General features: G+C 59.9%; 15 protein-coding genes. 4 read left to right on the top strand and 11 right to left on the bottom strand.

The window, feature by feature from the left end; translation table 11 throughout:
* The 11 genes from rplB to ACKXGA_RS08510 form a co-directional block, all read right to left on the bottom strand.
* On the bottom strand, positions 1–831 hold the full coding sequence (gene rplB, locus ACKXGA_RS08460) for a 50S ribosomal protein L2 (protein WP_097771302.1): 831 nt from the start codon (positions 829–831) through the stop codon (positions 1–3).
* Positions 832–909: 78 nt separating this feature from the next.
* Positions 910–1,206: a 50S ribosomal protein L23 gene (rplW, locus tag ACKXGA_RS08465; protein WP_005934919.1), complete on the bottom strand. Its 297-nt coding sequence runs from the start codon at positions 1,204–1,206 to the stop codon at positions 910–912.
* Complete coding sequence (gene rplD, locus ACKXGA_RS08470; protein ID WP_005934920.1) at positions 1,206–1,829, bottom strand: 50S ribosomal protein L4; 624 nt, start codon at positions 1,827–1,829, stop codon at positions 1,206–1,208. The genes rplW and rplD overlap by 1 nt, the downstream gene beginning before the upstream one ends.
* 14 nt (positions 1,830–1,843) lie before the next feature.
* Positions 1,844–2,476, bottom strand: a complete 633-nt coding sequence (gene rplC, locus ACKXGA_RS08475) for a 50S ribosomal protein L3 (protein ID WP_097771303.1) — start codon at positions 2,474–2,476, stop codon at positions 1,844–1,846.
* A 93-nt stretch (positions 2,477–2,569) separates the two neighbouring features.
* On the bottom strand, positions 2,570–2,881 hold the full coding sequence (gene rpsJ, locus ACKXGA_RS08480) for a 30S ribosomal protein S10 (protein ID WP_005934923.1): 312 nt from the start codon (positions 2,879–2,881) through the stop codon (positions 2,570–2,572).
* Positions 2,882–3,465: 584 nt separating this feature from the next.
* Entirely contained in the window at positions 3,466–5,223 is a 1,758-nt protein-coding gene (locus ACKXGA_RS08485) for an Rqc2 family fibronectin-binding protein (protein ID WP_423729282.1), read from the bottom strand.
* 233 nt (positions 5,224–5,456) lie between these two features.
* Positions 5,457–6,233, bottom strand: coding sequence for a Nif3-like dinuclear metal center hexameric protein (locus ACKXGA_RS08490; protein ID WP_423729283.1), 777 nt, complete (start codon positions 6,231–6,233; stop codon positions 5,457–5,459).
* 143 nt (positions 6,234–6,376) lie between these two features.
* On the bottom strand, positions 6,377–7,048 hold the full coding sequence (locus ACKXGA_RS08495; protein WP_097773246.1) for a class I SAM-dependent methyltransferase: 672 nt from the start codon (positions 7,046–7,048) through the stop codon (positions 6,377–6,379).
* Positions 7,049–7,303, bottom strand: a complete 255-nt coding sequence (locus ACKXGA_RS08500; RefSeq protein ID WP_005934504.1) for a DUF1858 domain-containing protein — start codon at positions 7,301–7,303, stop codon at positions 7,049–7,051.
* 225 nt (positions 7,304–7,528) lie between these two features.
* Complete coding sequence (locus tag ACKXGA_RS08505) at positions 7,529–7,816, bottom strand: zinc-ribbon domain containing protein (protein ID WP_005921120.1); 288 nt, start codon at positions 7,814–7,816, stop codon at positions 7,529–7,531.
* 315 nt (positions 7,817–8,131) lie between these two features.
* Complete coding sequence (locus tag ACKXGA_RS08510) at positions 8,132–9,328, bottom strand: acetate kinase (protein ID WP_317332243.1); 1,197 nt, start codon at positions 9,326–9,328, stop codon at positions 8,132–8,134.
* 183 nt (positions 9,329–9,511) lie between these two features.
* Between ACKXGA_RS08510 and ACKXGA_RS08515 the strand changes: the two genes are divergently transcribed.
* From ACKXGA_RS08515 to ACKXGA_RS08530, 4 genes are all read left to right on the top strand, one after another.
* Positions 9,512–10,738 carry a nucleotidyltransferase family protein gene (locus ACKXGA_RS08515; RefSeq protein WP_423729284.1) on the top strand — a complete coding sequence of 409 codons (1,227 nt, stop codon included), beginning with the start codon at positions 9,512–9,514 and terminating at the stop codon, positions 10,736–10,738.
* A gap of 124 nt (positions 10,739–10,862) precedes the next feature.
* Positions 10,863–12,182, top strand: a complete 1,320-nt coding sequence (locus ACKXGA_RS08520) for an NAD(P)-dependent oxidoreductase (RefSeq protein ID WP_423729285.1) — start codon at positions 10,863–10,865, stop codon at positions 12,180–12,182.
* A gap of 199 nt (positions 12,183–12,381) precedes the next feature.
* Positions 12,382–13,932, top strand: coding sequence for a DUF1538 domain-containing protein (locus ACKXGA_RS08525; RefSeq protein WP_005934510.1), 1,551 nt, complete (start codon positions 12,382–12,384; stop codon positions 13,930–13,932).
* A gap of 12 nt (positions 13,933–13,944) precedes the next feature.
* Positions 13,945–14,619 carry a P-II family nitrogen regulator gene (locus tag ACKXGA_RS08530; RefSeq protein ID WP_156182140.1) on the top strand — a complete coding sequence of 225 codons (675 nt, stop codon included), beginning with the start codon at positions 13,945–13,947 and terminating at the stop codon, positions 14,617–14,619.
* Positions 14,620–14,694 lie beyond the last annotated feature (75 nt).

Here is a 14,694-nt window from a genome sequence, read left to right on the forward strand (position 1 = left end):
TTACTTACCTGCACGCTTCACGATGAGCTTATCGGAGCGCTTATGATGCTTGCGAGTCTTGAGACCCAGAGCGGGCTTGCCCCAGGGAGTCATAGGACCGGAGTGGCCAACAGGTGCGCGGCCCTCGCCACCGCCGTGGGGGTGGTCGCAGGGGTTCATAACGGTACCACGGCTGCCGGGACGAACGCCCATGTGGCGCTTACGGCCGGCCTTGCCCAGGTTGACGTTCTCGTGGTCGATGTTGGAAACCTGGCCCACAACTGCGGTGCAGTTCACGGGCACGTTGCGCATCTCACCGGAGGGCAGACGAACCAGAGCGTAGCCATTCTCCTTAGCCATCAGCTGAGCCATGTTGCCAGCGGAACGAACCAGCTGAGCGCCGCGGCCGGGATACAGCTCGATGTTGTGGATGATGGTACCAACGGGGATGTTCTCGAAGGGCAGGCAGTTGCCGGGCTTGATGTCGGCAGACTTGCTGCTGATGACCACATCGCCCACCTTCAGGCCATCGGGAGCAATGATGTAGCTCTTAACGCCATCGGTGTACTCGACCAGAGCGATGAATGCGCTGCGGTTCGGATCATACTCGAGAGTCTTGACGGTAGCGGGGATATCGGTCTTCTGACGCTTGAAGTCGATGACACGATACTTGGTGCGGTTGCCGCCGCCCTGGTGGCGGACGGTGATACGACCGGTGTTGTTGCGGCCGCTGTGCTTCTTCATGGGCTCCAGCAGGCTGCGCTCGGGAGCGACCTTGCTCAGGACGCTGTAATCCGTGACGGTCATGCCGCGGCGGCCCGGAGTAGTGGGGCCATACTTCTTGATAGCCATTGTGCTATTCTCCTTTGTTTATCTTATGAATTATTATCGGGGTCATATCCCCATAGAGGAACCCTCGGCGGGTTCGGTTTAGACCATGCTGTTGAAGAACTCGATTTCCTTGGAGTCCTTGGTCAGGGTCACGATTGCCTTCTTGGAAGCGGCAGTGTAACCAGCATGCATGCCCTGGCGGCGGAAGCGGCCACGCACGGAAATGGTGTTGACCTTAGCGACCTTAGCGCCGGGGAACAGGGTCTCGACAGCCTGAGCGATCTCGACCTTGGTGGCATCAGTAGCAACCTTGAAGGTGTACTTCTTATCAGCGATGCCAGCCATGGAGTTCTCGGTAATGACCGGCTTCAGGATGATATCATGTGCGGTTTTCATTAGCCAAGCACCTCCTCGAGCTTCTTCGCTGCGTCGACGCTGATGATCAGCTTGTCGGCGTTCAGCACATCGTAGGTGTTCACGCTGCCTGCAAAGGTGGTCTTGACACCGGCAATGTTGCCAGCGCTCTTGACGAACTTTGCATCGACGGTCTCGTTGACCAGCAGGTTCTTCTTGCCAGCGCCAACAGCGTTCAGCATTGCAACCACAGCCTTGGTCTTGTACTCGTCGCAGGTGAACTTATCAACAACGACCATGTTGCCATTGGCAGCCTTGTCAGACAGAACGCTCAGCAGAGCCAGGCGCTTGACCTTGTTGTTGATGTGGTAGTTGTAGCTGCGGGGCTTGGGGCCCAGAGCAACGCCGCCGTGAGTCCACTGGGGAGCACGGATGGAGCCCTGACGAGCGTGGCCGGTGCCCTTCTGACGCCAGGGCTTCTTGCCGCCGCCGGAAACTTCCATGCGGATCTTGGTGTTCTGGGTGCCCTGACGCTGGTTGGCCAGGAAGTTCACCACAGCAATGTGGACAGCCTTCTCGTTCGGGGTGATACCGAACACGGCGTCGGAAAGCTCGATCTCGCTAACGTGCTGACCGTTCATATCGACTACATTAAACTTTGCCATTGTAGCTTTCCTCCTTACGCCTTCACGCTGTTGGCCAGAGTGACGATGGTGCCCTTGGAGCCGGGAACCGCACCCTTGACAGCGATCAGATTGTTCTCGGTGTCAACCTTGACAACGGTCAGGTTCTGCACGGTGACCCGCACAAAGCCCATGTGACCGGGCAGGCGCTTGCCGGGGAACACACGAGAGGGGTTGGAAATAGCGCCCATAGAACCTGCATGACGAGCAACAGGGCCGGTGCCGTGGCTCTCACGCAGACGGTGCTGGCCAAAGCGCTTGATAACGCCCTGGTAGCCCTTGCCCTTGGAAACGCCTGCAACGTCAACCTTGTCGCCTGCTGCGAAGACATCAGCCTTCAGCACGTCGCCAACGTTCATTGCGGAAACATCTTCCAGACGGAACTCGCGCAGGGTCTTCTTGGGGGCAACGTTTGCCTTCTTGAAGTGACCTGCAGCTGCCTTGTTGACCTTCTTGGCGGAAACCTCGCCGAAGCCCAGCTGGACAGCCTGGTAACCATCGCTCTCGACGGTCTTCTTCTGCACCACGGTGCAGGGACCAGCCTCGATGACAGTTACGGGAATAACCTTGCCGTTCTCATCGAACAGCTGGGTCATACCGACTTTCTTGCCGATAATGCCTTTAACCATTTTCTTTTCCTCCTGTAAAGGTTATTGGTTGGCGGCGCACGTCACCGCCAACATGACCCCTCGGGAAACGAGGAGCATCGCTTGAATCAGCTGTTACAGCTTGATCTCGATGTCCACGCCAGCGGGGAGCTGGAGGCTCATCAGAGCCTCGACCGTCTTGTTGGACGGCTTCAGAATGTCGATCAGACGCTTATGAGTGCGGCTCTCGAACTGCTCGCGGCTATCCTTGTACTTGTGGGTAGCACGCAGAACGGTAACGATCTCACGATCGGTGGGCAGGGGGATGGGGCCGGACACGCGGGCACCAGTGTGCTTTGCGGTCTCCACGATCTTCTCTGCTGCGGCATCGATCAGCTGAGCATCATAGCTCTGCAGACGGATTCTGATTTTCTCTTTGACTGCCATTGCTTACGCCTCCTGAAAAAATTGATTTTGCCCTAGGCGAGCCGATAAATTGCTCTACACAGTTCCGGGTGTTCCTCGATTTGGCACTAGAAAAACCGGTGAACCGCCTGGCAGTTCTCCCGGAGATATATTAGCAAATCAAATCCGAACATTGGTTCCGCCCGTTTCGCAGGTTGCCCCGCCGAGGGAACGTATTCCATCGCTGTCAGTAATTTTTTCGCCCGGTTCTAAGATCGGACATACTCCGCGGAAATAACCCATCACGACTATTGCCGGATGACAACCTCCCGCATCTACGCATATCGCTGGCCTGCACGACTTGTATCGCACAAGCCCTTTGCAGCCGAGAGATATTTTATCACATCTGCGTGCATTTGGCAAGTGTTTTTTCAAAAAAATCGTATTTTTCTTTTTTATTTTCTCCGCACGGTCTTTTGGCGCATTTTTTGTGCATTTTGCATACCGCGTTCCACGTTTTCGCGTGGAAAACTCCCCTGCCTCTCAGGATGCACCGGAATGGGGCGCTTTATACAAAAAGGCCCTCTCCGTCAGGGCCCGCAGGCTTTGACGGAGAGGGTCATTCTTTACTTTTTCTGTTTCAGCTGTTCTTCCAACCCATCCCGGGGAGTGATGTAGACGGTGGTGTACACCTCATACAGAACCATGCCGGGCTTTGCGCCGTTGGCTTTCCAGATGTTCTTCACCTCGGTGGTGTCCACGGCCACCTTGGCACCGGTCCCGGCCTTGTAGGCGCTGGAATAGATCACGGCCAGCTCGGCGGCCTCCTGCCGAGTGGTGTCCGGGATATCCTCCCCCCGGCTCATCACGACCACATGGCTGCCGGGAGCCTTCTGGACATGGAACCAGAGGTCCTTGCCCCGGGCGGTGTGGAGGGTCAGCTTGTCGTTCTGGGCGTTGTTGCGGCCCACAAGAATTTCAAAGCCATCGCTGGAGGTAAAGCGCAGGAAGTCGGCAGGCTTCTGGCGCTTGTCGCGCTGCTTGTAGTATTTCAGGTAGCCCTGACTCTTGAGCTCGGCCCGGATCTCGTTCAGTGCCGCCTCACCGGCGGCGGTCTCCACCTCATAGAGTACGGTTTCCAGATAGGCGATCTCCTTTTCCCCCTCTGCCAGCAGGTCTACCAGCATCCGGGCGGCGGTCTGCTTCTTCTTGTAGTTCTTGAAGAAGTTCTGGGCGTTCTGGCTGGGGCTGAACCGCAGGTCCAGCGGGATGGTCACTTCCTTGCCCTCATCGTACCAGTTGGGCACGGTGATGCTCTTCATTCCCTTCTGGGCCAAATAGAGGTTGGCCGAAAGCAGCTCCCCGTAGAGCCGCAGCTTCTCGCTCTTGCCGCTGGCGGCCAGCTCCTCCTGCCGTGCGGCCTGCTTACGGACCGCACGCTCGTACATGTTGTGCACGGCCTTGTGCAGCTCCTTACTCTTGGTGCGCAGGCGCTCGGCGCGGTCCTTCTCGGCATAGTAGCCCTCGAGCAGGGCGTTGAAGGACGGCCATTCTTTTATAATATAGGTATCGCCGTACTGCAAGGGCCGGAAGAAGGTGAACTCCACCGGCTTGCCGTCCGGGGCTGTCACGCTGCAGGGACAGCCGCCGTTGTGGTGGAGCTCCTTCAGCTCGTCGATGGCGGCCATCAGCTTCCGCTTCTGTGCATCGTCCAGCTCGTTGGCCAGCAGGTGTTCCCCGTCGAAGGCGCGCCAGGCGGCTTCCCGGCAGACCACCGGGCCGACACCGGCCACGGTCTTGTTCAGGGCATCGGCCACAGGCAGGTCCCGCTCACAGGCCGCCGCCACAATAGATGCGGCGCTCACCTGCAAAAAGTCGGGGCGGGCCGGTTTGGGCGGAATGGTGTAGGGCAGGCCCGGCAGCAGCTGCCGGACATCGCTGTCCTCAAAATCCACCCGCTTGAGGGCATCGATGATCTTGCCGTTCTGCACCAGCACCAGATTGGAGTAGCGGCCCATCAGCTCAGCGCAGAGGATGTTCTGCACCAGGTCCCCCATCTCGTTGGTGCACTGGAAGGTAAAGTACACGATGCGGTCACCCGGCTCCATCTGCACATCCAGCAGCTTGCCGCCGGTCAGATGCTTGCGCATCAGCATACAGAAGGAGGGCGGTGTCTCGGGGTTCTCGAAGCTCTCTTCGGTCAGGCAGACCCGGGCCGAGCCGCTGCGTGCCGAGAGCAGCAGCGCATAGGTCTCGGTGCGGGTGCGCAGGGTCAGCACCAGTTCATCGCGGGTGGGTTCAAATATTTTTGCGATCTTCGCATCGGTCAGGGTCTGTTTCAGCTCCCCAGCCGTCAGCGCCAGCGTCGCGGCATCAAGTGCCATCTTATAATCACCTGTTTCTCTGATAGAATCTCTTATTCGTTTACGCAAAACACTCCGGTTTTGCCAAGGGCTCCCCTACTAGGCAACGACGACGACCGCCGCCAGTGGCGGATGAAGGGAGGAGTTGTTGGGGCCGCGGCCAGCAGGACACGAGTGCAATCCTTTGCACGAAGTGGATGCTGGGAGCCGCAACCCGTATGCTGGCGCAAAGCGCCTGAGAGGTTTAATCCTTATTATATATAAGTAAACGGATCTCTGTTCTCTCCGCTCACCCGCACCTCCAGCTCCGGGAACGCAGCGTGCAGACGGTCAGCGATGGCGGCACACACCGGGAACTCGGTGGCGTAGTGCCCCGCCGCCACCAGCGACAGCCCCAGCCGCACGGCATCTATGGCCGCGTGGTGGTTGGCCTCGCCAGTCAGCAGACAGTCCGCCCCCACGGCAAGGGCATCCTCGAACATGCTTCCGCCTGCGCCGCTGATGACCGCCAGCCGCTTTACAGTCTTGCCGCTATCCGCAAACTTGACCTGCACCGCGGGGCCGCTCCGGGGCCGGTTGCACCGCCCGCCCAGCACAGCCTGCGCCTTGCGGGCCAGCTCCGGCACCGTGATGGGCTCAACCTCACCCACCCGGCCGCAGCCATCGGCAAACACTTCCCAGTCCCGCATCCCGAAGATGCCCGCCAGCACCTCGTTCACGCCGCCCTCGGCGGCATCCAGATTGGTGTGCATACAGATGGCAGAGATGCCCTTTTGCACCAGCTGGAAGGATACATCCCGGGGGGTCAGCTTTTTCAGCGGGCTGAAGATGACCGGGTGGTGGGACACGATGAGCTCGCAGCCCCCGGCCGCAGCTTCCTCCACCACCTCGGGGGTGATGTCCAGCGTTACCAGCACCCGGGACACCTCACGGCCGCAGTCCACCAGCAGGCCGGGGTTATCCCAGCTCTCTGCCAGTTCCAGCGGCGCATAGCGCTGCATCTCAGCGTAAATATCATTGGTTGTAGCCATAAAGCTGTACCTCCAATTTCAGCAGCCTCACCCTCTCCGTCATTGCTGCGCAATGCCACCTCTCCCGAAGGGCGAGGTTTTGACAATCCCCGCAAAGTTTCCGGTTTTGCCAAGGGCTCCCCCTTTGGGGGAGCTGGCGAGCGTCAGCGAGTCTGAGAGGGCGAGCCATCTAACAATTTATCGATCTCCTCCGCCAGCTCCGTCCCATCCGGCACGCCCAGCCGGAAACGGGGGAGCTTGGCCTTCTGCCAGGCGGCATATCCTGCCCCCTCGGGCCATTCAGCTGTTCTGCCGAACAGGCACTCGGTAAAGGTGGGGGTGCGCACCTCGCCGGTGTACTCGGCAGCCATCACGGCGTACCAGCGGCCCGCCGCCTGCACGGGGCGGTCTGCCGCCAGCGCAAAGCCGTGCTCCCACAGCCAGCGGCGCAGCTCGCTGTGGCGGGTGGCCGGCACCATCACCAGCCGGGGCCCGCCGACCTGCGACACCCACGGGGCCTGTTCGATGATCTCCCAGGTGGTCTGTGCCGAAACGCCCGCCAGCACAATGGTACCCACCTCGCCCGCAGACAACACAGAAAGACCGTCGCCGAGCCGAAGCTCAACGCGGTCTTTGCATCCTGCATGTTCCAGCGTCTGTTCTGCCTTTGCCAGCGGGCCGGGGCGCAGATCGGCCCCGATGACCCGGGGGTATTTCCCCGAGGCCGCCAGCACCGCTGTCAGCTTGCCGTGGTCACAGCCGATGTCGGCCACCGGCTTGCCCGGCAGCACCAGCTCGGCGGCGGCGGTCAGACGCGCATCCAGTGTGGGGAGCACTCAGGCCTTCTTGGAAGCCAGATGGGCGTTCAGCTTCTCCAGCAGCTCGTCGCAGTCCACACCGTGGACCTCACAGGCCTCAGCGATGGTCTCGCCGCGGGAAGCGGGGCAGCCCAGGCAGTGCATACCGATCTCCATAAAATAGGGAGCGGTGGTCTGATCCATATCCAGAATATCGCCAATGATGGTCTCGCGGGTCACCTGCATCGTCTTGTTCTCCTCATTCTTCTTGAGCATATTAAAAATATCAAACATGATGGGATTCCTTTCTGTTGTGGGTGTTTTCGTGGTCAAACAGACCATTCGTATATACTATACCCTATTACTAGGTATTTTTGCAAGTAGTTGACACAATTTTTAGCGACCTCACCCTCTCCGTCATTGCTTCGGCTTTGACTGAGAGGGTGAGCAACTTCCCAGCAAAAAGCCCCCGCCATCTTGCGACAGCGGGGGCCAAGCTTCAGATTTAAAAATCAGCGCTTAGTTCTGCTTCATACGAGCGAAGCAGTCGGAGCAGTAGACCGGACGGTCCTCACGGGGCTGGAAGGGAACCTTGCAAGCCTTGCCGCAAGCTGCGCAGACAGCATCGAACATCTGGCGCTCACCGCTGTTGCTGCGTGCGCCGCCGTTCTTGCGAGCGTCACGGCAGGGCTTGCAGCGCTGGGGCTGGTTCTCAAAGCCGCGAGATGCGTAGAACTCCTGCTCACCAGCAGTCCAAACAAACTCCTTGCCGCAGTCTTTGCAAACTAAAGTCTTGTCTTCGAACATAGTAGTATCTCCTCTTTGTTTAGTTCTTGCCCGCGGAAGGATTGTAACCATACCTTTGGTTTTTAGGGACCATCGCGCTGATCGTAAGCTACCAGGGGCTTGAATGATAGAACATCCTCTGGTTGAGGACTTCTCTATTGTACCGTTCTTTTTTTGATTTGTCAACCAAAAAACAAACCTTCGGCTTCATTTTTGTGCATTCGGCCCAATTAGACAGGGTTTGCGTCCCGGAAAACAGCAAAAGGGAACGCGCCCCATCCAGAAGCGCGTTCCCCTTTTTATTGCATTGTAAAAACCGCGTAAAATACAAACGGCTTACTTCTCGACAACTTCCTTGGTGTCGCGGGCGATCATCAGCTCCTCATTGGTAGCAATGACCAGCGTGCGGACCTTTGCGCCCCAGGCAGTGATCTCACAGACATCGCCCTGGATGTGCTTGTTCTTGTCGGTATCGATGCGGATCCCCAGCCAATCCATGTGGTGGCAGATCTTTGCACGGGCAGCAGCATCATGCTCGCCGATGCCGCCGGTAAAGACGATGGCATCCACGCCGCCCATGGCGGCAATGTAGCTGCCGATGGTCTTCTTGATCTGGTAGTTCAGCATGTCAGAAGCCAGCTGTGCGCGCTTGTTGCCGGCAGCAGCTGCCTCCTCCACATCGCGCTTGTCGCTGGAGACACCGGAGATGCCCAGCAGGCCGGACTTCTTGTTCAGGATCTCATCCAGCTCGTGGCCGGTGATGTTCAGGGTGTACTTCAGGTAGTTGACCACAGAGGGGTCCAGGTCGCCGCAGCGGGTACCCATCATCAGGCCGGCCAGCGGGGTCATACCCATGGAGGTATCCACGACCTTGCCCTGGTCCACAGCGGCAATGGAAGAACCGTTGCCCAGGTGGCAGGTGATCAGCTTCAGGCGCTCAATGGGCTCCTCCAGGTACTCGGCAGCCTTGTATGCAACATACTTGTGGCTGGTGCCGTGGAAGCCGTAACGGCGGACACCGTACTTCTCATAGTACTCGTAGGGGATGGCGTACATATAAGCCTTCGGAGGCATGGTGCTGTGGAAAGCGGTATCGAACACAGCGACCATGGGGATGTTGCCGAACACCTTGCGTGCAGCCTCAATGCCCAGGATGCCTGCGGGGTTGTGCAGGGGGGCCAGAGGGCTCAGCTCCCGGAGGGTATTGATGACTTCATCGGTGATCAGGCAGCTGGCCTTGAACTTCTCGCCGCCGTGGACAACGCGGTGGCCGATGGCGTTGATCTCGCTGATATCGTCGATGCACTTGCCCTCGCCGGTGGTCATCTTCTTCACCACCTCAGCAAAAGCCTCGGTGTGGGTGGGGAAGATCGCCGGGGTGGTGGCCTTGTGGCCGTTGGCCTCGTGGGTGATCATGCTGCTTTCCATGCCAATGCGCTCGCACAGGCCCTTGCACAGCACCTTCTCGCCGTCCATATCGATCAGCTGATACTTCAGGGAAGAAGAGCCGCAGTTAATAACCAGAACTTTCATCTTCTTGTGCCTCCATATTCTTTTCGGTTCGCAGATGCGGACAGAATTTTACAGATTCCTAGAAATATTATATAATAGGTTCCAAGGGTTTTCAAGCCGCAACCGGGCAAAGGGTTCCACAAAGTATCCATGCTTTTTTGTACACCCTGCCCACAAATGGAAAGAGACACAGGTTATTTCTGTATGAACGATATAAATTTCACAATGTACAAGCTCGCCGGGATCATTGCCGAATACGATCCCTTCCACAACGGCCACGCCTGGCAGCTGCAGCAGGCAAAGGCACTGGGTGCTCAGCGGGTGGCGGTGGCCATGAGCTGCGGGCTGACCCAGCGGGGCGCGCTGCCCCTGCTGCCCGAAAGCGTGCGGGTGCAGGCCGCACTGACCTGCGGGGCCGACCTCGTGTTCGCCCTGCCCGCCCCTTATGCCTGTTCCGGGGCGGAATGCTTTGCCCGGGCCGGGGTGCAGCTGCTGGCCGCCGCCGGGTGCGACGCTCTGGTGTTCGGAGCCGAGACCCCGGATGCGGCGCTTCTGATGGAAGCCGCCCGGGTGCTCTCCGGCGCGGAATACCGCACTGCCCTCAAGGCCCGGCTTGCTGCCGGGGCCCGCAGCTTTGCGGCAGCCCGGCAGGCAGCGGTGGAAGCAGTCTGCCCGGGCACCGGCCTTGCCGCCCTGCTGGACAAGCCCAACAACAATCTGGCCGTGGAATACTGCAAGGCTATTCTGGAGCTGGGGGCTTCTCTGGTGCCGATCCCCCTGCCCCGGCAGGGTGCCGGTCATGGGCAGGCCCTGACCGAAACAGGGGGGCAGTTTGCCAGTGCCAGCGCCCTGCGCACGCTCTGGCAGAACGGCGGAGCGGATGCCGCTGCTCCCTATGTTCCGGCGGAAGTCCTGCCGCTCTACCGGGAAGCCTTTGCCGCCGGGCAGTACACCGATCTTGCGGCCGCCCAGCGCTGTCAGCTGGCGCTTCTGCGCAGCCGGTGCGCAGGAACCGCGCCGTTTGCCCAGGTGCGGGGCATTTCGGAAGGTCTGGAGCACCGGCTGGAAGCCGCCGTGCGTTCCAGCACCACCCATGCGGAGCTGCTGGACAGCCTGACCACCGTGCGCTATCCACGGGCACGGATGCGCCGCCTGGCCATGGATGCCGCTCTGGACTATTCTGCCGATGCCTTCCCCGCCCTGCCGCCCTATCTCCACCTGCTGGGGGCGCAGAAGGATGCCCTTCCCCTCCTGAAGGCTGCCGCACTGCCGGTGTCCCACTCCCTTGCACGGCTGGCCGAACAGAACGTCCCCTGCCGGGCGGTGGTGGACGCTCAGCTGCGGGCCTGTGATTTTGGCGCGCTGTGTCGTAAAAAGCCGGAGCCGATGGGGAGTGCACTTCGTCAAAAAATTATCTTTTTGACGAAATAGCAAAATTTTCTCCTGAAATTTTTACATTTCCACACTTGTATCCCGGCAGCGGTTCGGTGTATCATAATGATAGTATTGGATACAACGAAGCGTCCCCAGCCTGTGGGACAAGAGGAGGAACTCCATGGCATTACACGTTCTGGACGAAGCCAACCGCTGCCTCGGCTGCAAAAAGCCGATGTGCCAGCAGGGCTGTCCCATCCACACCAACATCCCCGAGGTCATCCGTCTGCTCAAGGCAAACGAGCTGGATGCCGCAGGCCGGATGCTGTTTGAGAACAACCCCCTGACCACGGTCTGCTCTCTGGTCTGCAACCACGAGAACCAGTGCGAGGGCCACTGCATCCGCAACCGGATGCCCAGCCACGATCCTGTCCACTTTTCCATCATCGAGGACTATATCTCCACCACCTATGCCAACAAGATGACCAAGGGCCCCGCCCCCAAGAACGGCATGAAGGCCGCCGTGGTGGGTGCAGGCCCTGCCGGCCTGACCATTGCCGTGCTGCTGGCGCGCTGGGGCTATGATATCACCATTTTTGATGCCCGGGATAAGATCGGCGGCGTGATGCGGTACGGCATCCCCAACTACCGCCTGCCCGACAGCGTGCTGGACGATTTCCAGTACCGCCACCTTGAGCTCAAGGGCATCCATGTCCGACCCAACACAACCATCGGCAAGACCATCACCATCGACGACCTGTTCCGCGACGGCTACAAGAGCGTGTTCATCGGTGCCGGTCTGTGGAAGGCCAACGCCATGCACATCAAGGGTGAGACCCTGGGCAACGTGGCCTTCGGCATCGACTATCTGGCCAACTCCAAGGCCTTCCGGCTGGGGGACGACATCGCCGTGATCGGCGTGGGCAACTCGGCCATGGACTGCGCCCGCACTGCCATCCGCAACGGTGCCCGCCATGTCACCTGCTATGCCCGCCGGGACGAGAGCTGCATCAGCGCCTCTGAGTACGAGGTCAGCTATGCCAGGCTCGAGGGCGTGGGCTTCCGCTTCTGCAAGGCCCCGGTGGAGATCCGGGAAAACGGCCTGATCTGCCGCGACACGGTCAAGAACGAAGAGGGCAAGTTCGTGCAGGTGGAGAGCAGCGAGACCTTCTACCCCCACACCGGTGTCATCGTCTCGGTGAGCCAGGGCTCGGAGAGCAACCTCGTCAAGACCACCACCGGCATCGAGACCAACCAGAAGGGCCTGCTGACCGTCAGCGAGGACGGCAGCACCACCCGCGAGGGCGTGTTTGCCGGCGGCGATGCCGTTATGGGTGCCCGTACCGTGGTCGAGGCCGTGGCCATTGCCAAGCAGGTGGCCGAATCCATGGACAAGTACATGAAGAGCCTGCCTGCCGATACGACCCCCGATCCCTACGCCGCCATCCCCACCTTCCAGACCCCCACCTCAGACGTTCTGGGCAAACAGGAAGTCAAATAATGCTTTTCCCGCCCGGCCGGTCTGTCCCGCCGGGCATTTTATTTCTCATCAGGTTCCATTTAATTTCCAATTTGTAAATTTTGCATTCATTTATCCATCTTTACCGTTTCTTAGTTGACCCCCTCTTTCGTTTTTCGGTATACTATTCATATATCCGCACATTTTTTGTACGCTGCGGAAATATTTTCTCGAAAGGTCGGTGGACATTATTCTCAAGGCATCCATCCCCAAACTGCGGGAAAAATTATTGGAAGCGCTTCAGGCGGTGCTGCCCATCGTGGCCATTGTGCTGGTGCTCTGCTTCTCCATTGCTCCCGTCTCCCCCAGCATCCTGCTCTGCTTCCTGCTGGGCGCGGCTATGATCATTGTGGGCATCATGTTCTTTACGCTGGGCGCGGAGATGAGCATGAGCCCCATGGGCGAGCGGGTGGGCGCAATGCTCACCAAAAGCCGGAGCGTACCGCTCATCATCGGTGTCGGCTTTCTGCTGGGCTTCCTCATCACCATCTCGGAGCCCGACTTACAGGTATTGGCCAATCAGGTGCCCTCCATCCCCAACATGACCCTCATCCTCTCGGTGGCGGCAGGCGTGGGTCTGTTCCTCGTGGTCGCCTTCCTGCGTATGCTGCTGGGCATTGCCCTGCCCAAACTGCTGGTGGTGTTCTACGGGCTCATCTTTGTGCTGGCCGCCTTTGTGCCAAAGGAATTTCTTTCCGTGGCCTTTGATTCCGGCGGCGTGACCACCGGCCCCATCACCGTTCCCTTCATCATGGCGCTGGGTGTCGGCGTGGCCGCCATCCGTTCTGACCGCCATGCCGCGGACGACAGCTTTGGTCTGGTGGCGCTCTGTTCCATCGGCCCCATTCTGGCGGTGCTCATTCTGGGCATTGCGTTCCAGGCCAGCGACAGCACCTACGTTCCGCCCATCCTGCCCAACGTCAGCGATTCTGTGGAGCTGTGGCAGCTCTTCCACGAGGGCCTGCCCACCTACATCAAGGAGATCGCCACCTCCCTGCTGCCCATCATCGCCATGTTCGGCGTGTTCCAGCTGGCGGCCCTCAAGCTCGACCGGCGGACGCTGGGCCGCATCGGCGTGGGCCTGGCCTATACTTATCTCGGTCTTGTGCTATTCCTCGCAGGCGCAAACATCGGCTTTATGCCTGCCGGTAATTATCTGGGTCAGGTACTGGCAGGCCAGAGCTTCCGCTGGCTGCTGGTGCCCATCGGGATGCTCATCGGCTACTTCATCGTCAAGGCCGAGCCCGCCGTCTATGTGCTGAACAAGCAGGTCGAGGAAGTGACCGACGGTGCCATCTCCGCCAGCACCATGGGCGCGGCCCTCTCGGCAGGCGTTTCCCTCTCGGTGGGTCTTGCCATGGTGCGGGTGCTCACCGGCATCTCCATCCTGTGGTTCCTCATCCCGGGCTATGCCTTTGCCATCGGCATCTCCTTCGTGGTGCCCAAGCTCTACACCGCCATCGCCTTTGACGCGGGCGGCGTTGCTTCCGGCCCCATGACGGCCACCTTCCTGCTGCCGCTGGCGCAGGGTGCCTGTGTGGCTGTGGGCGGCAATATCGTCACCGATGCCTTCGGCGTGGTGGCTATGGTCGCCATGACCCCCCTCATCACGGTGCAGCTCATGGGTCTGATGGCCCAGCTCAAGCAGCGCCGGGCCCGGCAGGCACAGCCTGTGCCCGCCGCCGCGCTGGCCTTTGCCGACCTGCCGGATGATGCCATCATCGAGCTGTAAGGAGGTCCTGCTGTGAATACTTTATACTGGCTCATCACCATCACCGACCGCCACTCCACCGATGCCTTTCTGGCCCTTTACGAGGAGCACGGCATCACGGTCAGCCTGCGCACGGTGGGTGCAGGCACGGCGGTGCGGGAGACCCTTTCCACCCTGGGGCTGGAGCAGACCGAAAAGGCCGTGCTCTTTGCCATGATCACCGCCGAGACCTGGCCCGGCCTGCAAAAAGACCTGCGCCGCAAAATGCGCATCGATGTGCCGGGCACCGGCATCGCGTTCATCATCCCGGTCAGCAGCATCGGCGGCAAGCGGGCGCTGCAATTCCTGACCGAACACCAGACCTTTGCACTGAAGGAGGAAAGCACCTTGAAGGATACCCGCTATGAGCTGCTGCTCGTCATTGCCAATCAGGGCCACACCGGCTCCATCATGGACGCGGCCCGCGCCGCCGGAGCTGGCGGCGGCACCGTCATCCATGCAAAGGGCACCGGCATGGAGGGTGCCGCCCACTTTATGGGGGTGGAGCTGGTCAACGAGAAGGAGCTGGTGCTCATCGTGTCCCGCACCACCCTGAAAAACCAGATCATGCAAGCCATCATGCAGGGGGCAGACCCCAAGGCGGGAGCCATCGTATTCTCCCTGCCCGTGACCGATACGGCGGGTCTGCGGCTGCTGGACGAGGAGTAACGGTCTCGCCCTCTCAGGCGCTTCGCGCCAGCTCCCCCAAAGGGGGAGCCCTTGGCAGCCACATCAATCCCGCTG

This window comes from Faecalibacterium hominis (ex Afrizal et al. 2022) (assembly GCF_049545105.1).
GTDB classification, from domain to species: Bacteria; Bacillota; Clostridia; order Oscillospirales; family Ruminococcaceae; genus Faecalibacterium; species Faecalibacterium duncaniae.

Excerpts from the sequence above, each read along its gene's own strand:
- rplB (WP_097771302.1), bottom strand. The coding sequence starts at position 831 with ATGGCTATCAAGAAGTATGGCCCCACTACTCCGGGCCGCCGCGGCATG.
- rplW (WP_005934919.1), bottom strand. The coding sequence starts at position 1,206 with ATGAAAACCGCACATGATATCATCCTGAAGCCGGTCATTACCGAGAAC.
- rplD (WP_005934920.1), bottom strand. The coding sequence starts at position 1,829 with ATGGCAAAGTTTAATGTAGTCGATATGAACGGTCAGCACGTTAGCGAG.
- rplC (WP_097771303.1), bottom strand. The coding sequence starts at position 2,476 with ATGGTTAAAGGCATTATCGGCAAGAAAGTCGGTATGACCCAGCTGTTC.
- rpsJ (WP_005934923.1), bottom strand. The coding sequence starts at position 2,881 with ATGGCAGTCAAAGAGAAAATCAGAATCCGTCTGCAGAGCTATGATGCT.
- ACKXGA_RS08485 (WP_423729282.1), bottom strand. The coding sequence starts at position 5,223 with ATGGCACTTGATGCCGCGACGCTGGCGCTGACGGCTGGGGAGCTGAAA.
- ACKXGA_RS08490 (WP_423729283.1), bottom strand. The coding sequence starts at position 6,233 with ATGGCTACAACCAATGATATTTACGCTGAGATGCAGCGCTATGCGCCG.
- ACKXGA_RS08500 (WP_005934504.1), bottom strand. The coding sequence starts at position 7,303 with ATGTTTGATATTTTTAATATGCTCAAGAAGAATGAGGAGAACAAGACG.
- ACKXGA_RS08505 (WP_005921120.1), bottom strand. The coding sequence starts at position 7,816 with ATGTTCGAAGACAAGACTTTAGTTTGCAAAGACTGCGGCAAGGAGTTT.
- ACKXGA_RS08510 (WP_317332243.1), bottom strand. The coding sequence starts at position 9,328 with ATGAAAGTTCTGGTTATTAACTGCGGCTCTTCTTCCCTGAAGTATCAG.
- ACKXGA_RS08515 (WP_423729284.1), top strand. The coding sequence starts at position 9,512 with ATGAACGATATAAATTTCACAATGTACAAGCTCGCCGGGATCATTGCC.
- ACKXGA_RS08520 (WP_423729285.1), top strand. The coding sequence starts at position 10,863 with ATGGCATTACACGTTCTGGACGAAGCCAACCGCTGCCTCGGCTGCAAA.